Origin of the sequence: Stenotrophomonas sp. DR822, from assembly GCF_019793815.1 — a bacterium.
Lineage (GTDB): Bacteria > Pseudomonadota > Gammaproteobacteria > Xanthomonadales > Xanthomonadaceae > Stenotrophomonas > Stenotrophomonas indicatrix.
This window is the reverse complement of record NZ_CP081826.1, coordinates 635,253-653,021: the sequence shown is the minus strand read 5'-3', so window position 1 is coordinate 653,021 and position 17,769 is coordinate 635,253. Positions and strand designations below refer to the sequence as shown.

Sequence of the window (17,769 nt, the reverse complement as noted above, 5' to 3'; positions counted from 1 at the left end):
CGGGGCCGGCGTTTGAAAGACGGGATGAGGCGCTGCGGCGCTGTGGTCGGTCAGCCGCGGGCCATCGCCAGCAGTCGTTCGGCAATGCGCTCCAGCGGCACCTGTTCCTCGGCAGCGCCGAGCTTGAAGGCCGCGCCGGGCATGCCCCAGACCACGCTGGTCGCCTCGTCCTGCACCAGCGTCGGCGCGCCGGCCTGGCGCATTTCCAGCAGGCCGCGTGCGCCGTCGTCGCCCATGCCGGTGAGGATCGCGCCGATGGCATTGCCGCCCGCGCTCTGTGCCACCGAGCGGAACAGCACGTCCACCGCCGGCTTGTGCCGGTTCACCGCAGGACCATCGTCGACACGGCAGCGCCAGCGCGCACCGTCGCGGATGATCCGCAGGTGCTTGCCGCCCGGAGGGAGGTAGGCGTGGCCGGGCAATACCGCTTCACCGTCGCTGGCTTCGCGAACGGCCATCGCCGAGTGACGGTCCAGTCGTTCGGCGAAGGCGGTGCTGAAGCTGGCGGGCAGGTGCTGGGTCATCACCACGGCCGGACCGTCGGCGGGCATGCCTTCCAGCACCACGCGCAATGCTTCGGTACCGCCAGCCGACGAGCCGATGGCGATCAGGCGGTCGGTGGTGCGGAACTGCGTTGCTGCCGGGCGCGCGGCAGGTGCTGTGTCCAGCGTGAGTTTCGGCGTGGCCACGCGTACCAGCGGGCGCACCCGGGAACGCGCAGCCATCTTTACCTTGGCGATGATTTCATCGGCATAGCTCTGCAGGCCGCGGGCCACGTCGAGCTTGGGCTTGGACACGAAGTCCACCGCGCCCAGGCCCAGTGCCTGCAGGGTGGTATCGGCGCCGCGTTCGGTCAGCGAAGAGATCATCACCACCGGCAGCGGGTGCAGGCGCATCAGGTTTTCCAGGAACGCCAGGCCATCCATGCGTGGCATTTCCACGTCCAGGGTGATCACGTCCGGGGCCAGGCGCTTGATCTTCTCGCGGGCCAGCAGCGGGTCGGCGGCGGTACCGACCACGTCGATGGCCGGATCGCTGGACAGGATCTCGGTGAGCATCTGCCGCACGACGGCGGAGTCGTCGACGATCAGGACCCGGCAGGGGGCGTTGCCGGTCAGGGTCATTCGAACAGCTCCACGCCACCGGTGACCGGGGCCTTGGACAGGCGTGCGCGCACGGCCGATTCGGTCGCGGCGACTTCGGCTTCGTGGGCGTGTGGCAGGCGCTGCACCACCACGCGGCCGGTATCGGCGAAGAACCAGATCTTGCGCGGATGGATGCCGCACAGGTCCTCGGCGAGGATCGGGATGTGTTCGGCCTGCAGGTACTGGCGCACGAACTCGGCGTTGCGGGTGCCTACCGGATTGCTGGTGAAACCCTTCAGCACGTTGGCGCCGCCGAACACCTTCGCCTCGATGCGCTTGCGGTGGGCGCCGCGCTTGAGCATGTCGTTGATCAGCAGTTCCATCGCATAGCTGCCATAACGTGCGGGCGCGCCGTCGCCGGCGTTGCCTTCGGGCAGCAGAAAGTGGTTCATGCCGCCGATCTTGAGTACCGGGTCGCGCAGGCAAGCCGCCACGCAGGAGCCCAGCGTAGTGGTCAGCGCGGTGGTGTCATCCACCACCAGGTACTGGGTTGGCAGCAGCTTGGCGGCGATGGTCTTGAAGCGTGCGTCCTGGTAGCGCATCACATCGTCGGTACGCAGTGATGCGTTCATGCGCCGGCCTTTGCCGCACGACGGTACAGGGTACGGCCGCAGGGCTGGATCAGGTCGGCCGCGTGCAGGTAGTTCTCCGAGTGGCCGGTATAGAGCAGGCCGTCGTCGGCCAGGTGGTTGACCAGGCGGCCAAGAATCGCGCGCTGGGTCGGCTTGTCGAAGTAGATCATCACGTTGCGGCAGAACAGCGCATCGAACGGGCCGCCGACGTCGTAACGCGGTGCCAGCAGGTTCAACGGGCGGAATTCGATCAGTTCGCGCAGCGCCGGCAGCACGCGGCACTGGCCTTCGTTGGGGCCACTGCCACGCTGGAAATAGCGGCGACGCAGGTCCGGGTCGAGGCCGGCGACACGGTCGATGTTGTAGACGCCGCGCCCGGCGGTGGCCAGCACCTGGGTGTCGACGTCGGTGGCGACGATGCGTACCGGCGGCTTCAGGGTGCCGAACGCTTCGCAGGCGGTGATCGCCATCGAGTAGGGCTCTTCGCCGGTGGAGGCGGCGCACGACCACAACAGCAGCGGACCGCGCCCGTTGCGCTGCTGCAGCTCTTCGCGCAGCTTGTCGAAATGGTGCGGCTCGCGGAAGAACGCAGTGAGGTTGGTGGTCAGCGCATTGGTGAATGCCTGCCACTCGTCACCATCACCCTGTTCCAGGTGGTCCAGGTACTGCTGGAAGCTGCGCATGCCCAGCGTACGCAGGCGGCGCGACAGGCGTCCGTACACCATGTCGCGCTTGGCCGGGGCGAGGGCGATGCCCACGCGCTGGTAGATCAGGTCGCAGACGCGGCGGAAATCACGGTCGGCGAATTCGAATTCGCGCGTACCGCTGACGATGGGGGTAGGGCTCTGCACGGGTGACGTGTCCATCGGCGGGGCGGCGGCCGGAGCCGCCGCGAGGATCAGAATTCCTGCCAGTCGCCGTCGTTGGAGACGACGGTGCTGGAGTGGGTACGGCGGATCGGTGCCGGCGTCGACAGCGGTCGCGAAGGCGCAGGGCTGGCAGCCTTCGGCGCGACCTTGGCGGTCACCGCCTTCACTGCGACAGCGACCTGGTTGTCGAGGCGGAAGATCGCCACGGCGTCGGCCAGCTGTGCGGCCTGGTCTTCCATCGCCCGCGCGGCGGCGGTGGCTTCTTCCACCAGCGCGGCGTTCTGCTGGGTGGTTTCGTCCATCTGCACCACGGTCTGGTTGACCTGCTCGATGCCGGCGGACTGCTCCTGCGAGGCGGCGGAGATCTCGGCCATGATGTCGGTCACGCGCTGCACCGAGGCGACGATCTCGCCCATGGTGCTGCCGGCCTGGTGGACCAGGCTGGAACCCTCGGCGACCTTGCCGACCGAGTCGTCGATCAGGCCCTTGATTTCCTTGGCGGCGGCGGCCGAGCGCTGGGCAAGGGTACGCACTTCGCTGGCGACCACGGCAAAGCCACGGCCCTGTTCGCCGGCACGGGCTGCTTCCACCGCGGCGTTCAGCGCCAGGATGTTGGTCTGGAAGGCAATGCCATCGATGACCGAGATGATCTCGGCGATCTTCTTCGAGGACGCTTCGATGGCCGACATGGTGGTGACCACCTGGCCGACCACGCTGCCGCCCTGCGAGGCCACGCCATGCGCGCCGATGGCGAGCTGGTTGGCCTGGCGTGCATGCTCGGCGTTCTGGCGCACGGTGGAGGTCAGTTCCTCCATCGAAGCGGCGGTTTCTTCCAGATTGGCGGCCTGCTGTTCGGTACGGCGCGACAGGTCGCTGTTGCCCGAGGCGATTTCGCCGGCCGACAGGGTGATGCTGGAGGCACTGGCCTGGATCTGGCCGACGATCTGGGTCAGCTGGCTGACCGTGGCGTTTGCATCGTCGCGCATGCGGGCGAACACGCCCTGGTAGTCACCGTGCATGCGCGCCGTCAGGTCGCCGTCGGCAATGGACGACAGCAGCTGCGAGAGCTTGCCGAGGTTGTCATCGCTGACTGCCATCATGGCATTGAGGTTCTCCAGCATGGTGCGGAAATCGTGATCGAAGTGCTGTGCGTCGCCGCGCTGGCTGAAGTCGCCCGCGGCGGCGGCACTGGCCAGGCGCTTGATCTCGGCGTTGATGCGGCCGAGGTTGGCCTTGACCGTGTCGACGGTGGTGGTCATCGCCGCCTTTTCGCCCGGATAGCGCGCGATGTCGCTGCTGAGGTCGCCCACGGCGTACTGCTGCACGACGTTCAGTACATCGTGCAGGGTCTGCACGTGGCTGCCGACCAGGACGTTGGTTTCCTGCACCATCAGTCCGTACTCACCGGGGAAGCTGCTGGCGTCGATGCGGTAGCTGAGTTCACCGCCATCGTGAAGGCGCGCCATCTCGCGCTGGCCGCTGATGACCGCGTGCAGCTGCTGCTGCATGCGCGACATGGCTTCGAGCAGGCGACCGGTTTCGTCATGCGGCTGGGGGCCGATGTGGCTGTCCAGCTTGCCGCCGGCGATGCCTTCGGCCACGGCGGTGGCCAGCTTCAGTGGGCGTGCGATGCGGTTGCCGATGACCCAGCTCAATGCCAGCACGATCAGCACCAGCACGCCGCCGGCCAGGGTCATGATGGCGGTGAAGGCCAGTGCCTGCTGCTGCACGTCATCCATGTACACGCCGCTGCTGACCACCCAGTTCCAGGGCTTGAACAGGCCAGCGTAGGCGACCTTTTCGACTTCCCCCTTCTCGCCGGGCTTGGCCCAGCGATAGGCGACGAAACCGCCGCCGGCCTTGGCTGCTTCGATCTGGTCGTAGTAGATGCGGATGCCATCGCCGGTACGGAAATCCTTCATGTCCTTGCCTACCAGATCCTTGCGGAACGGGTGCATGAGCACGTGATAGCCGGTGTCGTAGATGTTGTAGTAATAGGTATCGTTGTGCGCGCGCATGACTTCCAGCGCCTGCAGCGCGGCAGCCTTGGCCGCTTCTTCGCTGAGCTCGCCGGTTCCGGCCAGGCGATGGTAGTGGTCGAGGATGCCGTAGCTCAGTTCGACCTGGGTCTTCAGCGAAGACTTGCGGGTATCGGTCAGGTCCAGGTACTGCATGCGGGCAGCGATCACCGAGAGCGCGATCACGCCGAGTGCGATCAGCAGCGTGAGCAGATTGAGCTTGCGTCGGACGGAGAGATTGCTGAAGTAGTGTTGCCAGCGATGCAGGAGATTCATCGAGCAGTACCCGGGTGGTGGTGGGTGGAGGCGCCGGTGCTGATCGGGAGCAGCGGTGACATGACCGTTATCGGCCGCGGGGGCGGGGGATTGAGGTGGGCTGTTCGAACGTATTCAGGTTCGTTTGCAGCGGCGGCGGCTGCGGCGCTGCCTGCGGCAGGCTTTTGGAGCGAGAGCAACAGCAACTGCGGATGGTCGGCTCTGCAATGTTGAGGGGGAGCCGTGCGGGGATGGGCTGGCGGGACACGCCGTAAACCCATCCATGGGGGCTCGATGGCGCCATCCATGGCGCCAACGGTCCCGCCAGCCCATCCCCGCACGACTCATCTGGCATCCCGGTGTCGGACGGCAAGTGCGTTGAGTTTCCAATTGGAAAGAGGGGTCAGATCCGTTTTCCTACGGAAAACGGATCTGACCCCGAAGCACTGCGCCATTGGCTGGACAACACCTGGCGAGGCCGCAAAGGAAAACGCCCCAGCGCAGGGCCGGGGCGTTTTCGTGCCTCAGGTCAGGCAGGAATCAGAATTCCTGCCAGTCTCCATCAGCCAGTTCGGTGGCCATGGATCGGCCGCCGGTGCTGCGGCGGGCTGGCGCTGCGGCCGCTGCCGGACCCGGGGCTGCCGGTGCCGGCGCGCGTGGTGCCGGTGCGCGCGTGGCGACCACGGCTTCGGCTTCGTCGACCACGAAGATCGAGACCGCCTCGCTGAGGTGGCCCGCCTGTTCTTCCATCGCACGTGCGGCGGCGGTGGCTTCTTCCACCAGCGCGGCGTTCTGCTGGGTGGTTTCGTCCATCTGCACCACGGTCTGGTTGACCTGCTCGATGCCGGCGCTCTGCTCCTGCGAGGCAGCGGAGATCTCGGCCATGATGTCGGTCACGCGCTGCACCGAGGCAACGATCTCGCCCATGGTGGCCCCGGCCTTGTGCACCAGTGCCGAGCCGTCGTTGACCTTGCCGACCGAGTCGTCGATCAGGCCCTTGATCTCCTTGGCGGCAGCGGCCGAGCGCTGGGCGAGGGTGCGCACTTCACTGGCGACCACGGCGAAGCCACGGCCCTGTTCGCCGGCACGGGCTGCTTCCACCGCGGCGTTCAGCGCCAGGATGTTGGTCTGGAAGGCAATGCCGTCGATCACCGAGATGATTTCCGCGATCTTCTTCGACGAGGCCTGGATGGCCGACATGGTGGTGACCACCTGGCCGACGACTTCGCCACCCTGCGACGCCACGCCGTGCGCGCCGATGGCGAGCTGGTTGGCCTGGCGGGCGTGCTCGGCGTTCTGGCGCACGGTGGAGGTCAGTTCTTCCATCGAGGCGGCGGTTTCTTCCAGGTTCGCGGCCTGCTGTTCGGTGCGGCGCGACAGGTCGCTGTTGCCGGAGGCGATTTCACCGGCGGCCGAGCTGATCGCACGGCTGGACTGCTTGATGCGGGTGACGATCTCGCTCAGCTGCGCGGCGGTGGCATTGGCATCGTCGCGCATGCGGGCGAACACGCCCTGGTAGTCGCCGTGCATGCGCACGGTCAGGTCACCCTGCGACAGTGCGGCGAGCAGGCCGGAGATCTGTTCGATGCTGCCCGAGTTGGCGTCCAGCAGGCCGTTGATCTGGTGGGCCAGCTGCAGGAAGAAGCCTTCCTTGTCGTTGGCATCGATGCGGCCGGACAGGTCGCCGGCAGCGGCCTGGGCGATCACCCGTGCCACTTCCGCCTCGACCTGCGCTTCCTGGGTGCGGTCGCGCCATTCCACCACGTAGCCGACGGTGTCGCCGTCTTCGTTGCGGATGGTCGACACGACCTGGGCGAACTGGGCATCGCCATACTGCATCGGGCGGCGGGCAACGCCATGCTGCTTGAGGTTGGCCAGCAGGGTGTTGTCCATCTCGCCGCGGTGTTCAAGCACGGTGACCGGCTTGCCGACCAGTGAGGCGTGGACGTCGAAGTCGGGCAGGTCGCGGCGCAGCTCGTCCTGGTACTGGGCCAGGGTCTGCTGCAGGGCGCGGTTGCTGTAGACGATGGTGTTGTTGGGGTCGGTCAGGTAGACGCCGGTCGAGCTGTAATCCAGCGCGGTGCGGATGCGCAGGTTCTCGCGGGCGATGGCCTGGTCGGTTTCGGTGCGCTCGCGCAGGTCGCGCTGCATGCGCTGCATGGCCTGCATCAGTTCGCCCACTTCGTCCTGGCGGCTGACGTCGATATGGCCATCAAGCTTGCCACCGGCGACGTCGTTGGCCACCGAGACAGCGCCACGCACGCTGCCGACCAGGGCACGGGCGAACAGCCACACCAGCACCAGGCCGAGCGCGGCGCCGCCGAGCAGGGCGATGACGGTCAGCACGGCCGAGGCGGAATAGGTGGAGGCGGCTTCGTCGCGCGAGGCGCGGGCGAGGCGGTTGTCTTCGGCGATCAGCGCTTCAAGCGCGGCGCCGGCCTTGCGGTGTTTGGTGCGGGTTTCGCCGACGAAGGTGTCGATCGCATCGTCGGGCAGGTCCAGCTCCAGCATTTCGGTGACGCTGTCATAGGAGGCCAGCGCGTCCTTCCAGTCCTTGGCGAAGGTGTCGAACAGCTTCTTCTGCTGTGCGTTGTCGACCAGCTTCGGATAGTCCTTGATCGACTTGTCCATGCTGGTGCGCAGTTCGACGGCCTGCTTGCGGGCGTCGGCCTTGACGTCGTCGCTGGCGCGGATCAGCTGCTGGTAGGCGCTGTTGCGGTACTCGCCGAGCATGCCGCGCATCTCGCCGGCCATGCGGATGCTCTCCATGCGTGAACCAGCCAGTTCGGTGGTCACGTTGTTCAGCGAATGCAGGCCACGGTAGGCGACGATGCCCTGCAGCAGCATCACCAGCAAGAGGACACCGAAGGTCAGCATGAGCTTCGGCATCAGTTTCAGGTTGTTGATCCACGGCATGGGCGTTGCGATCTCCTAAGGCAGACGCGGCCGGGCGCGGGGCCCGGTTGCAACAGCCACGCCGGCACGCTGGCCGGCGCGGTCTGACGGACAGCGGATTACTTGATGTTGGCCAGCTTCAGGCTGGACGGCGAGCTGACTTCGATTTCCGCGCGCGAGGCGTCGCGCTGGATCTTGCCGATCACGCACACGGTCTTGCCTTCCAGGGTTTCCAGCGGGAAGGAGAACTTGCCGCGGTTCTCGCCGGCGATGCGTGCCGAGAAGGTGTGGCGCGGGAAGGCGCCGCCCATGTACAGGAAGGTCGGCTGGCCTTCGGAACCTTCTGCGAAGCGGGCCTTTTCGACCTTGCCGCAGACCATGCCGTCCTTGCCGACGGCGCGCGGTGCCATCTCCGGCGGAATCATCTCGGCCGACTGCGCGAAGGCGGAGGAAGCGGTGGTGGCCAGGACGGCAGCCGAAACGAACGCAAGCAGGGACTTCATCGGGGTGATTCTCCGGGGATGGTGATGGTGGATCCGGCCTTGGCGCGTTCCTGCGCGACCGGCTTCTGTCCCCCTATCGGCGTGGATGAGGGGAACTGAAGGGCTGCGTAACAGAAACGTGAAAAAGGTCCGTTTGCTCAGGCGGCAGCGTCTTCGACGACGTTGGTCTGGCCCATGTCGGCGCTGTCCAGCAGGGTTTCGATATCCAGCAGGATCAGCATGCGGTCGTCGTGGGTGCCGATGCCGGAGATGAAGCGGGTGTCGACGGCCGCGCCGAATTCCGGGGTCGGGCGGATCTGCTCGGCCGACAGCGGGATCACGTCGGAGACGCTGTCGACCACAATGCCGACCACGCGGTCTTCCACGTTGAGCACGATCATCACGGTGAAGGCGTCGTAGCGGGCGTCTTCCAGGCGCAGCTTCAGGCGCAGGTCGATCACCGGCACGATGGTGCCGCGCAGGTTGATCACGCCCTTGATGTAGTCCGGGGCATCGGGGACGCGGGTGACGGCGTCGTAGCCGCGGATTTCCTGCACCTTGAGGATGTCCACGCCGTAGTGCTCGGCGCCGAGGGTGAAGCTGAGGAATTCGCCATCGGCGCCGGCGGCGGAGCTGTTCTTGTCGTTCATCGAGGGGTCCTGGTTCTGCCGGAAGTGCCGGTGTCAGGCTCGATATCGGCCCCTGGGTGGGGGACTTTAGGCATCTGGTAGTGCCGGCCGCTGGCCGGCAGTTCCTGCATCCACGCATGGCGTGGATCTACTGGCTCCTGCGTCCACGCATGGCGTGGATCTGCTGGCACCGGTATCCACGCGGTTTCGAGGTTGCCGGCCAGCGGCCGGCACTACCCAACGTGGGGGTGTCAGAGCTCGCCGTTGCGGCGTGCCTTGCGCTGGCGGTCGATGCGGAAGATGTAGCGCTGGATGGCGCTGTCGCCGCCGCGCGGCAGGTCGTCGAAGCGCATGCCGACGCGCTTGACCTCGGTGCCGTTGGGCAGGCGTTGCGGCAGCAGGTTGCAGACCACCAGTTCGATCTGCAGGTCCGGGCCATCGGGCATCGACAGCTGCGCCCGGTAGCGCTGCTGCAGGCTGAAGATGGCGCAGTCGGTGGGCACGGTCACCGCCAGGCCGCCGCCACTGATGTCCACCACCCGCATCGACAAGGCTTCGGCGCGGGCCTCGCCCGCTGGCAGCAGCAATTGCGGTGAGTCGGTGATGGGGGTCTCCAGCCGGTACAGTTCGCGCCGCTGCAGGTGCACCAGTTCATCGGGCAGCGGTGCGCGGAACGCCACATGGCCCTCGTTGTCCACGCGCTGCAGGTCATGCAGGCGGAAACGCACCAGTACCCGTTCCAGCTGGGCGAAGCAGAGCAGGTGGTCGGACTGTTCGGCGGCGCGGTTGGAGGCCTCCTGCGGGCTGCCATCGAGCAGCAGGAAATCCTCGTCGTCGTCCAGTTCCAGCAGGGCGGTGGGGAAGGATCGATCGCGGCCGTCGATATGGGCGTTGATCAGTGATCGCTGGTCGATCAGTGAACGCAGCAGCTGCCTCACCTGGCGGGGGTTGCGGACCAGAAAGCGATCATCCGCGGCGTCGGCCGCATGGACTTCGGGCAGTGCAGTGTCGTGGCCGTCGGACATGGAATCTGTGGTCAGGGGCGGGCGCCGACGCGTGTGGGCGCGTGGCTCGAAAGAGGTATCGGCTGCGTTGCGGATTTATGTAGCACCGAACGCACTCGTTTGCTCCGTTGTGCCATGCCCGCGGCGGTCGGGCAAGCGTGGTGCCCGGGCCGGGCATGGCCCGGCGCTGCCTTTCCGCTGACGGGGTGGCGCGCGGCCACCCCGATGCTGCGATCAGAACTCCTGCCAGTCGCCGTCACCGGCCAGGGCCGGCTGCGCAACGGGCTTGCGCACGCGCGCAGGTGCGGCGATGGATGCGGGCGCCGCCTTGCGCGGAGCACTGCTGGCCACGGCCACGGCCATGGCTGCGCGCGGTAGCGCATTGCCCGCGCTCGGTGCGGCCAGGCGGAAGCGTGCGACGGCCTCGCCCAGCTGTGCGGCCTGGTCTTCCATCGCCCGCGCTGCGGCGGTGGCTTCTTCCACCAGCGCGGCGTTCTGCTGGGTGGTTTCGTCCATCTGCACCACGGTCTGGTTGACCTGCTCGATGCCGGCCGACTGTTCCTGCGAGGCGGCGGAGATCTCGGCCATGATGTCGGTCACGCGCTGCACCGACGCGACGATCTCGCCCATGGTGCTGCCGGCCTGGTGGACCAGGCTGGAACCCTCGGCGACCTTGCCGACCGATTCGTCGATCAGCCCCTTGATCTCCTTGGCGGCGGCGGCCGAGCGCTGGGCGAGGGTACGCACTTCGCTGGCGACCACGGCAAAGCCACGGCCCTGTTCGCCTGCACGGGCCGCTTCCACTGCGGCATTCAGCGCCAGGATGTTGGTCTGGAAGGCGATGCCGTCGATGACCGAGATGATCTCGGCGATCTTCTTCGAGGACGCTTCGATGGCCGACATGGTGGTGACCACCTGGCCGACCACTTCGCCGCCCTGCGAGGCCACGCCGTGCGCGCCGATGGCGAGCTGGTTGGCCTGGCGGGCGTGCTCGGCATTCTGGCGCACGGTGGAGGTCAGTTCCTCCATCGAGGCGGCGGTTTCTTCCAGATTGGCGGCCTGCTGTTCGGTACGGCGCGACAGGTCACTGTTGCCCGAGGCGATTTCGCCCGAGGCCAGGGTGATGCTCGAGGTGCTGGCCTGGATCTGGCTGACGATCTGGGTCAACTGTGCGACGGTGGTGTTGGCATCGTCACGCATGCGGGCGAACACGCCGTGGAACTGGCCGTCCATGCGTGCGGTCAGGTCGCCCGCGGCGATGGACTGCAGCAGCTGCGAGAGCTGGCCAAGATTGCCGTCGGCGACCTCCATCATGCTGTTGAGCTGCTCGATCATCAAGCGGAAATCGTGATTGAAGCGCTGCGCATCGCCGCGCTGGCTGAAGTCGCCGGCGGCGGCGGCCGATGCCAGCTGCTGGATCTGCGTGTTGATGGCCAGCAGGCTAGCCTTGGCAGCATCCATCGATTCGTGCAGGATCGCGCGGCTGCCCGGCAACCGGCGCGCATCGGGGGCGAGGTTGCCGGTGGCGTACTGGTTGAGCACATCGATGGCATCACGGATCGCATCGAGGTGTTCGAAGATCACCGTGTTGATGCCGCCGGCGAGCTGGCCATAGACACCCGGGAAGTCTTCCGGAATGCGGTGGCTGATATCGGGACCGGCATGCATCTGTGCCATCAGCTGGGTCTGCTCGGAGAAGCGACGCAGCATCGCGGTCATCTCCGCGGTGGCCGCCAGCATGCGACCCGCCTCATCCTTGCCGGTGGCCTGGGTAGTGACGCTGAGATCGCCGCGGGCGACGGCCTGGATGGCCTGCACGGCCTTGCCCAGCGGGCCGACCACGGCGCGCGAGATGACCACGGCCAGGGTGGCGGCAACCACGACCAGCAGCACGATGGCGGCGATGATGGCCAGCATGCTGTTGCGGTGGGTCGCATTGGCGGCGTCGATCTTGCCCTGCATGAGCGAGCTGCTGTAAGCGCCCAGTGTCTTGAGGTCCTCGAAGGCCTTGCGGCGCAGCGGGCGCGACTGTTCGTCGGAGATCTGCCGGGCCAATTCGCCATCACCGGCGGTGGCCGCTTCGCGCAGCTTGGTGTTGGCTGCGAAGTAGCCATCGATGTCGGCCTGCACGGACTGGTACAGCGCACGCTCCTTGGCCCCGGCCGGCAGGGCGGCGTAGGCGGCCAGCTGCTGGCGCACCACCGTGGCGGTGTCGTTCATGCGCTTGTTGTAGTCGGCCACCTTCTCCGGCTGGTCCAGCATGCTGATCTGGGCCAGTTCGTAGGTACGGAACTCACCGAGCTGCGAGCGCACTTCGCCGAGGTACTGCACCGACGGAATATCGTTGGAGGCCATCGCGCTGAGCTGCGCGTTGGCTTCGGACAGGCGGACCAGGGCGAACGCACCCAGCACGACGGTCATCAGGGTGGTCAGGGTGAATCCCACAGCCAGCTTGCGGGCGATGGGCAGATCGTGGAACCACTTCATGCAGGGTGCTCCAGGGTGGGCAGAATACCGGCGGCGGCGCCGCGGGCAAAAGGTCGTTGCAGGAGGGAACGGTGGTGCCGGGTGAAGGATCGGTGACTGCCGTCAACCCGAGATAGCGGCGCAGCTGCGCCGTACTTTATGGACCGATGTCACATTCGCTGGCGTAGGGGAAACCAACGGAAAGCAAGCAGTGGCGGGGCTTTCGCAGTAACGGCGTGGTTTCAGGCGAAACCATGCGCTCGATCAGGTTCACGACGCAGGACGACGGAGTTCACAGTTGTGGGCGCCGCCGCGTTGCGCGTGGGTACGAATGCTGCCGGCGCCCGCGCGCAAACGAAAACCGCCGCCCCGGAGGGCGGCGGTCAGGTACAACGTGTAGCGCAGATCAGGCGGCCTGCGGCACCCGCAGCGAGCGCACCAGGCCGCCGATGTCGACGATCAGGGCGACGCGACCATCGCCGAGGATGGTGGCACCGGAAACCCCACCGATACGGCGGTAGTTGTTCTCGATGTTCTTCACCACGACCTGCTGCTGGCCGACCAGTTCGTCCACTTCCAGCGCGATCTTCTGGCCATCGCCTTCAACCACCACCACCAGCGATTCACTGCCGGGTGCGCGCTGGCCATAGCCGTAGTACTCGCTCAGCGACAGGATCGGCAGGTATTCGCCACGCACGCGCAGCACGCGGCCTTCGCCGGCCATGCTGCGGATGTCGTCGGGCTGCGGCTGCAGTGCTTCAAGCACGTAGGCCAGCGGCAGGATCAGGGTTTCGCCGGCCACCGCCACGGTCATGCCGTCGAGGATGGCCAGGGTCAACGGCAGCCGGATCAGCGTACGCGTGCCGGTGCCGAGGCCACTTTCAATCTGCACCTCGCCACCGAGCGCCTGGATGTTGCGGCGGACCACGTCCATGCCCACGCCACGACCGGACAGATCGGTGACCGCATCGGCGGTGGAGAAGCCGGGCTGGAAGATCAGGTCCCAGACCTGCGAGTCGGTGGGGTTGTCCGGTACGGCCAGGCCGCGTTCCTGCGCCTTGGCCAGGATCTTCTCGCGGTTCAGGCCGCGGCCATCGTCGCTGACTTCGATGACGATGTGGCCGCCCTGGTGCGAGGCCGCCAGGGTGATCGTGCCGGTCTCGTCCTTGCCAGCATCGCGACGCACGTCGGGCATTTCCAGGCCGTGGTCGATGGAGTTGCGGACCAGATGCACCAGCGGATCGGCAATCTTCTCGATCAGGCCCTTGTCCAGCTCGGTGCCTTCGCCGATGGTGCGCAGGCGGACGTGCTTGCCCAGGCGGCCGGACAGGTCGCGGACCAGGCGCGGGAAGCGGCGGAACACTGCGTCGACCGGCAGCATGCGCACGCCGATCACGGCCTCCTGCAGGTCGCGGGTATTGCGTTCAAGCAGGTCCAGGCCGGCGAACAGGCTCTCGGCATGCACAGGGTCCAGTGCGTGCGAGACCTGCTTGAGCATGGCCTGGGTGATGACCAGCTCACCGACCAGGTTGATCAGTGCATCGACCTTGTCGACGCTGACACGGATGGAGGTTTCTGCTTCCTGGCTGGCGCCGGTACTGGCCGTCGGTGCGGCAGCGGCGGGCGCAGGGGCAGCGACCGGCGCGGCGGCCGGTGCCTGGGTGGCCAGGCTTGGCGGTGCGGCCGGACGGATGTCCAGTTCGCAGTCGTCCAGCACCCAGGCGAAGGTATCTTCGATCTTGCTGCGCGGCACCTTGCCGACCAGGCCCAGGTCCCACGCCAGGTGGGCTTCAAGCGGGTCGAGCTGGGCGAAGCCGGGCAGGCGATCCATGCGCGCGGCCACCTGCAGCGAACCCAGGTGTTCCAGTTCGCGGATGATGCGCAACGGGTCGTTGCCACTCATGAACAGTGACGGTGCCGGGGTGAAGCCGATCTGCCAGGCTTCCGGCGTGTCGTCCACCTTGCTGGCGGCAGCGGGTGCAGCGGCGGCGGGCGCCTGTCCGGACAGCACCGCTTCCAGGCGCGCCTTCACCGCAGCAACCGCTGCAGGATCGGCGGGCTGGCCGTGCTCGGCCTCGCGCAACAGGGCGCGCAGTACGTCCACCGACGACAGCATCGCATCGACGGCGTTGCCTTCCAGTGCGCGCTTGCCGGCCCGCAGCTCATCGAGCAGCGTCTCCAGCACGTGGGTCAGCCCGGCGATGGCATCGAAGCCGAACGTGCCTGCGCCACCCTTGATGGAGTGGGCGGCACGGAACACCGAGTTGATGATCTCCGGGTCCTGTTGTCCCGATTCCAGGGCCAGCAGGCCAGCCTCCATGGCGTCGAGGCCTTCGCGGCTCTCCTCGAAGAAGGTGGCGTGGAAGCGTTGCAGGTCCATGCTCATGGCAGTGGCGATCCGGAAGCGAAGAGGGGGAGCAGTGCGGGGCGATCAGCCCAGCACTTTCTGCACGGTGGCGACCAGCTGTTCGGGATTGAACGGCTTGACCAGCCAGCCGGTGGCACCGGCGGCCTTGCCTTCGGACTTCTTGTCCGCTGCCGACTCGGTGGTCAGCATCAGCATCGGCGTGAACTTGTAGTCCGGCAGCTGGCGCAGTTCGCGGATCAGCGCGATGCCGTCCATGTTCGGCATGTTGACGTCGGTGACCACCGCATTGAAGCGCTGGCCTTTGGCACGTCCGAGCGCGACCGCGCCGTCTTCAGCTTCTTCGACGGCAAAACCGGCCGAGGTGAGGGCGAAGGAAACCATCTGGCGCATCGACGCCGAATCGTCCACCACCAAGATACGTGCGCTCATGCAGCGTTCTCCACAGATTTCAGGTTGTCATGGGGTACGTCCAGGCCCAGGGCCTGGGTGACGCCCAACAGGCGTGCAGCGTCACGGAAGGTTGCAGTGCAACCGTGGAAGCCGGTGCCCAGGCCTGCCTCGCGGCGGGCCTGCACGAAGGCGCACAGCACCTGCACGCTGGCGGTGTGGATGCGGCCGACCTGGCTTGCATCCAGGGTCAGCTCGCCTGCTTCCGCCACCAAGGGCGAAAGGCGGTTCTTGAGCTCGGTGCTGCTCTCGATGCCGAGATCCTCACCCAGTTCGACAGTGCTCATCGTTGCTCCGGACAAACGGTTCCAGCATTCATAACGGCACCGTGGGGCGGTTCTTTAGGGGTATCGGCGCTGCGCGCCGATTCAGAGCACGGATTCACCCCAGCAGCTGCGTGGCGTCGAGCAGGATCATCGGCCGCTGGCTGATGCGGGCCACGCCACGGAACAGTTCATTGGAGATCTGGCAGATGCGGGCGGTATCGGGTGGCTCGATCTGCGAGTCGGTCAGGTTGGCGACGTCCTCCACGGCCGACACACGCAGGCCCAGGGTCTCGCCGTTCTCTTCAAGCACGACAATGCGGGTCTGCGCGTCATCCTCGGCGGAGGCCGCACCCAGGTGCAGGCCGAGATCCATCACCGGCACCACCTGGCCACGCAGGTTCATGATGCCGAGCATTTCCGGGGCAGTGCCGCGCAGTGGCAGCAACGGCACCGGCAGCACCACTTCCTGCACCTTCAGCAGTTCCAGCGCGTAGGCCTGGGTGCCACAGCGCAGGCGCAGCCAACGCGACGTGCGTTCGCCGGCGCGGCGGTTCTGCGGATGCGGGCTGCTGGCGGGCTGATGCGCCTGGGCCTGCAGCTCCTGCCAGGAACCGGGGCGGTTGCTGGAGGGGGTGTCCACCGCAAGCCGTGGTGGCGGTGCGACGGCGGCGCGGGTCATCGATGGCATCGGTGCTGGTGCGGGACGCGCGGCGGCCTTGGCAACGGCCGGCGCAGCGATGTCAGCAACCACCTCGCCGTCGGCGGCGGCTTCGAAGGCGGCCTGCAATCCGGGGCTGTCGGTGTGCGCCAGGCTGTTGGCGGCGTCGGTTTCGTAGATCACTTCGTCCGGCAGGTCATCCCAGGTGGGTTCCGGCGCGGGCGGTGCGACAGCGGCAGTGGCCACGGGCGCGGTTTCATGGACAACCTCGGCCGGCAGATCGTCCCAGGTGGGCTCGCGGTCGGCGTCGGCGGCAGGTGCGGCAGCAGCGTCGAAGGCGGCTTCCAGCGTCGCATCATCGTTGGCCGGAGCGGCTGCGACGGTGTCGGTTTCGTAGATCACTTCTGCCGGCAGATCGTCCCAGGTCGGCTCGCGCCCGGTATCGGTCGCGGGCGTGGCAACGGCGGCGAAGGCAGCTTCGAGCGAAGCATCGTCGCTGGCCGGGGCCACTGCGACGGCGTCGGTTTCGTAGATGGCCTCGGCCGGCAGATCGTCCCAGGTCGGCTCGCGTTCGGCGTCGGCCGCAGGCGTGGCGGCCGCGTCGAAGGCGGCTTCCAGCGCCGCATCATCGTTGGCCGGGACGGCTGCGACGGCGTCGGTTTCGTAGATCACTTCCGCCGGCAGATCGTCCCAGGTCGGCTCGCGCTCGCCGTCGGCCGCTGCGCTCGTCGGGCGTGGCGCGGCATCAGCGGCGACCGGTGCGGCGGCAATGTCGCCTAGCAGCTCGTCCAGATAGTCGTCCAGCATGCCGGTGGTGTTCATGCTGCCTGCTCCAGGGCACGTGCGTCCTCACCGAGGATCCAGTTCAACGCGCGTCGATAGGCCGCCAGGCCGCGTCCCGGGTAGTCCTCGCCGATGCTCGGCAGGGTCAGGCCGGCCGCGTTGCTGATGCGGGTGTCGATCGGAATCGCGTCTTCCCAGACGCGGCTTGCGTGGCGGTCCTGCATGGCGCGCAGCGATTCATTGCCGGTGCGGGTGCGGCGGTCGAACAGGGTGGGCAGGATCGAGATCGGCAGCGGCCGGCGGCGCGAACGCTCGACCATCTCGCCGGTGCGGACCATGCCATCCAGGCCGTGCAGGGCCAACGGCTCGGCCTGGGTGGGAATGATCAGGCGATCGGCCGCGGCCAGCGCATTGATCATCAGCAGGCCCAGGGTCGGTGCGCAGTCCAGCAGGATGTAGTCGTGCTGGCCCTGGTGGCGGGCGAGCGCGTTCTGCAGGGCCAGGCCGAGGCCGGGCTGGTTGGCGCTGCGTCGTTCCAGCGTGGCCAGCGAGGCCTGCGCGCACACGTAATCGAGTCCACCGATGTTGCTGGCATGGCTGAGCGTGGACAGCTCGCCCGGCGGTGCGCCGAACAGTTCCAGCACGCCGGCCGGTGCCGGCTCGATCGGCACGCCGAAGGCGCGGGTCAGCGAGGCATGCGGATCGAGATCGATCAGCAGTACGCGGTGGCCGAGCGCGGCCAGGCCGCGACCGAGGGCGAGGGTGGTGGTGGTCTTGCCGACTCCGCCCTTCTGGTTGGCGACTGCCCAGATGCGCATCGGATTACTCCTTCATTGCCGGGGGAACGGCGGCGCCGACACGGCTGCCAGCCGGCACCGGTGGCAACTGCACCGGTGCGATGGGGGAAGTGGG

The 17,769-nt window shown here is 67.2% G+C and carries 14 protein-coding genes; all 14 read right to left on the bottom strand.

The features are described 5' to 3' along the window. Positions 1-50: 50 nt before the first annotated feature. The 14 genes from K5K93_RS03020 to K5K93_RS02955 all read right to left on the bottom strand — a co-directional run bounded on the left by K5K93_RS03020 (position 51) and on the right by K5K93_RS02955 (position 17,675). Positions 51-1,124 (bottom strand): chemotaxis response regulator protein-glutamate methylesterase, encoded by a 1,074-nt coding sequence (locus K5K93_RS03020; protein WP_222389714.1) that lies wholly within the window; start codon positions 1,122-1,124, stop codon positions 51-53. Continuing rightward, complete coding sequence (cheD, locus tag K5K93_RS03015) at positions 1,121-1,717, bottom strand: chemoreceptor glutamine deamidase CheD (RefSeq protein WP_025878962.1); 597 nt, start codon at positions 1,715-1,717, stop codon at positions 1,121-1,123. Before cheD ends, K5K93_RS03020 begins: the two co-directional genes overlap by 4 nt. After that, positions 1,714-2,583, bottom strand: a complete 870-nt coding sequence (locus K5K93_RS03010) for a CheR family methyltransferase (RefSeq protein WP_032975462.1) — start codon at positions 2,581-2,583, stop codon at positions 1,714-1,716. The genes cheD and K5K93_RS03010 overlap by 4 nt, the downstream gene beginning before the upstream one ends. Before the next feature lie 32 nt (positions 2,584-2,615). Beyond that, positions 2,616-4,880, bottom strand: a complete 2,265-nt coding sequence (locus K5K93_RS03005) for a methyl-accepting chemotaxis protein (protein WP_222389711.1) — start codon at positions 4,878-4,880, stop codon at positions 2,616-2,618. A gap of 519 nt (positions 4,881-5,399) precedes the next feature. Continuing rightward, positions 5,400-7,775, bottom strand: coding sequence for a methyl-accepting chemotaxis protein (locus K5K93_RS03000; RefSeq protein ID WP_222389710.1), 2,376 nt, complete (start codon positions 7,773-7,775; stop codon positions 5,400-5,402). Positions 7,776-7,873: 98 nt separating this feature from the next. Beyond that, the gene (locus K5K93_RS02995; RefSeq protein ID WP_025878966.1) at positions 7,874-8,257 is read right to left on the bottom strand and encodes a hypothetical protein; all 384 of its coding nucleotides are present in this window, start codon (positions 8,255-8,257) and stop codon (positions 7,874-7,876) included. A gap of 137 nt (positions 8,258-8,394) precedes the next feature. After that, entirely contained in the window at positions 8,395-8,886 is a 492-nt protein-coding gene (locus K5K93_RS02990; protein ID WP_025878967.1) for a chemotaxis protein CheW, read from the bottom strand. Between the two features lie 230 nt (positions 8,887-9,116). Next, positions 9,117-9,890, bottom strand: coding sequence for a flagellar brake protein (locus tag K5K93_RS02985; protein ID WP_222389709.1), 774 nt, complete (start codon positions 9,888-9,890; stop codon positions 9,117-9,119). A gap of 213 nt (positions 9,891-10,103) precedes the next feature. Then, positions 10,104-12,356, bottom strand: coding sequence for a methyl-accepting chemotaxis protein (locus K5K93_RS02980; RefSeq protein WP_222389708.1), 2,253 nt, complete (start codon positions 12,354-12,356; stop codon positions 10,104-10,106). A gap of 385 nt (positions 12,357-12,741) precedes the next feature. Continuing rightward, a complete protein-coding gene (locus tag K5K93_RS02975; protein ID WP_025878970.1) occupies positions 12,742-14,721 on the bottom strand; it encodes a chemotaxis protein CheA in 1,980 nt (659 codons plus the stop codon). Between the two features lie 45 nt (positions 14,722-14,766). Next, complete coding sequence (locus K5K93_RS02970) at positions 14,767-15,132, bottom strand: response regulator (protein ID WP_025878971.1); 366 nt, start codon at positions 15,130-15,132, stop codon at positions 14,767-14,769. Beyond that, the gene (locus K5K93_RS02965) at positions 15,129-15,437 is read right to left on the bottom strand and encodes an STAS domain-containing protein (protein WP_059064119.1); all 309 of its coding nucleotides are present in this window, start codon (positions 15,435-15,437) and stop codon (positions 15,129-15,131) included. Before K5K93_RS02965 ends, K5K93_RS02970 begins: the two co-directional genes overlap by 4 nt. A gap of 94 nt (positions 15,438-15,531) precedes the next feature. Then, a complete protein-coding gene (locus K5K93_RS02960; protein WP_261311914.1) occupies positions 15,532-16,896 on the bottom strand; it encodes a chemotaxis protein CheW in 1,365 nt (454 codons plus the stop codon). Next, positions 16,893-17,675 (bottom strand): ParA family protein, encoded by a 783-nt coding sequence (locus tag K5K93_RS02955; protein ID WP_100436239.1) that lies wholly within the window; start codon positions 17,673-17,675, stop codon positions 16,893-16,895. Before K5K93_RS02955 ends, K5K93_RS02960 begins: the two co-directional genes overlap by 4 nt. Positions 17,676-17,769 lie beyond the last annotated feature (94 nt).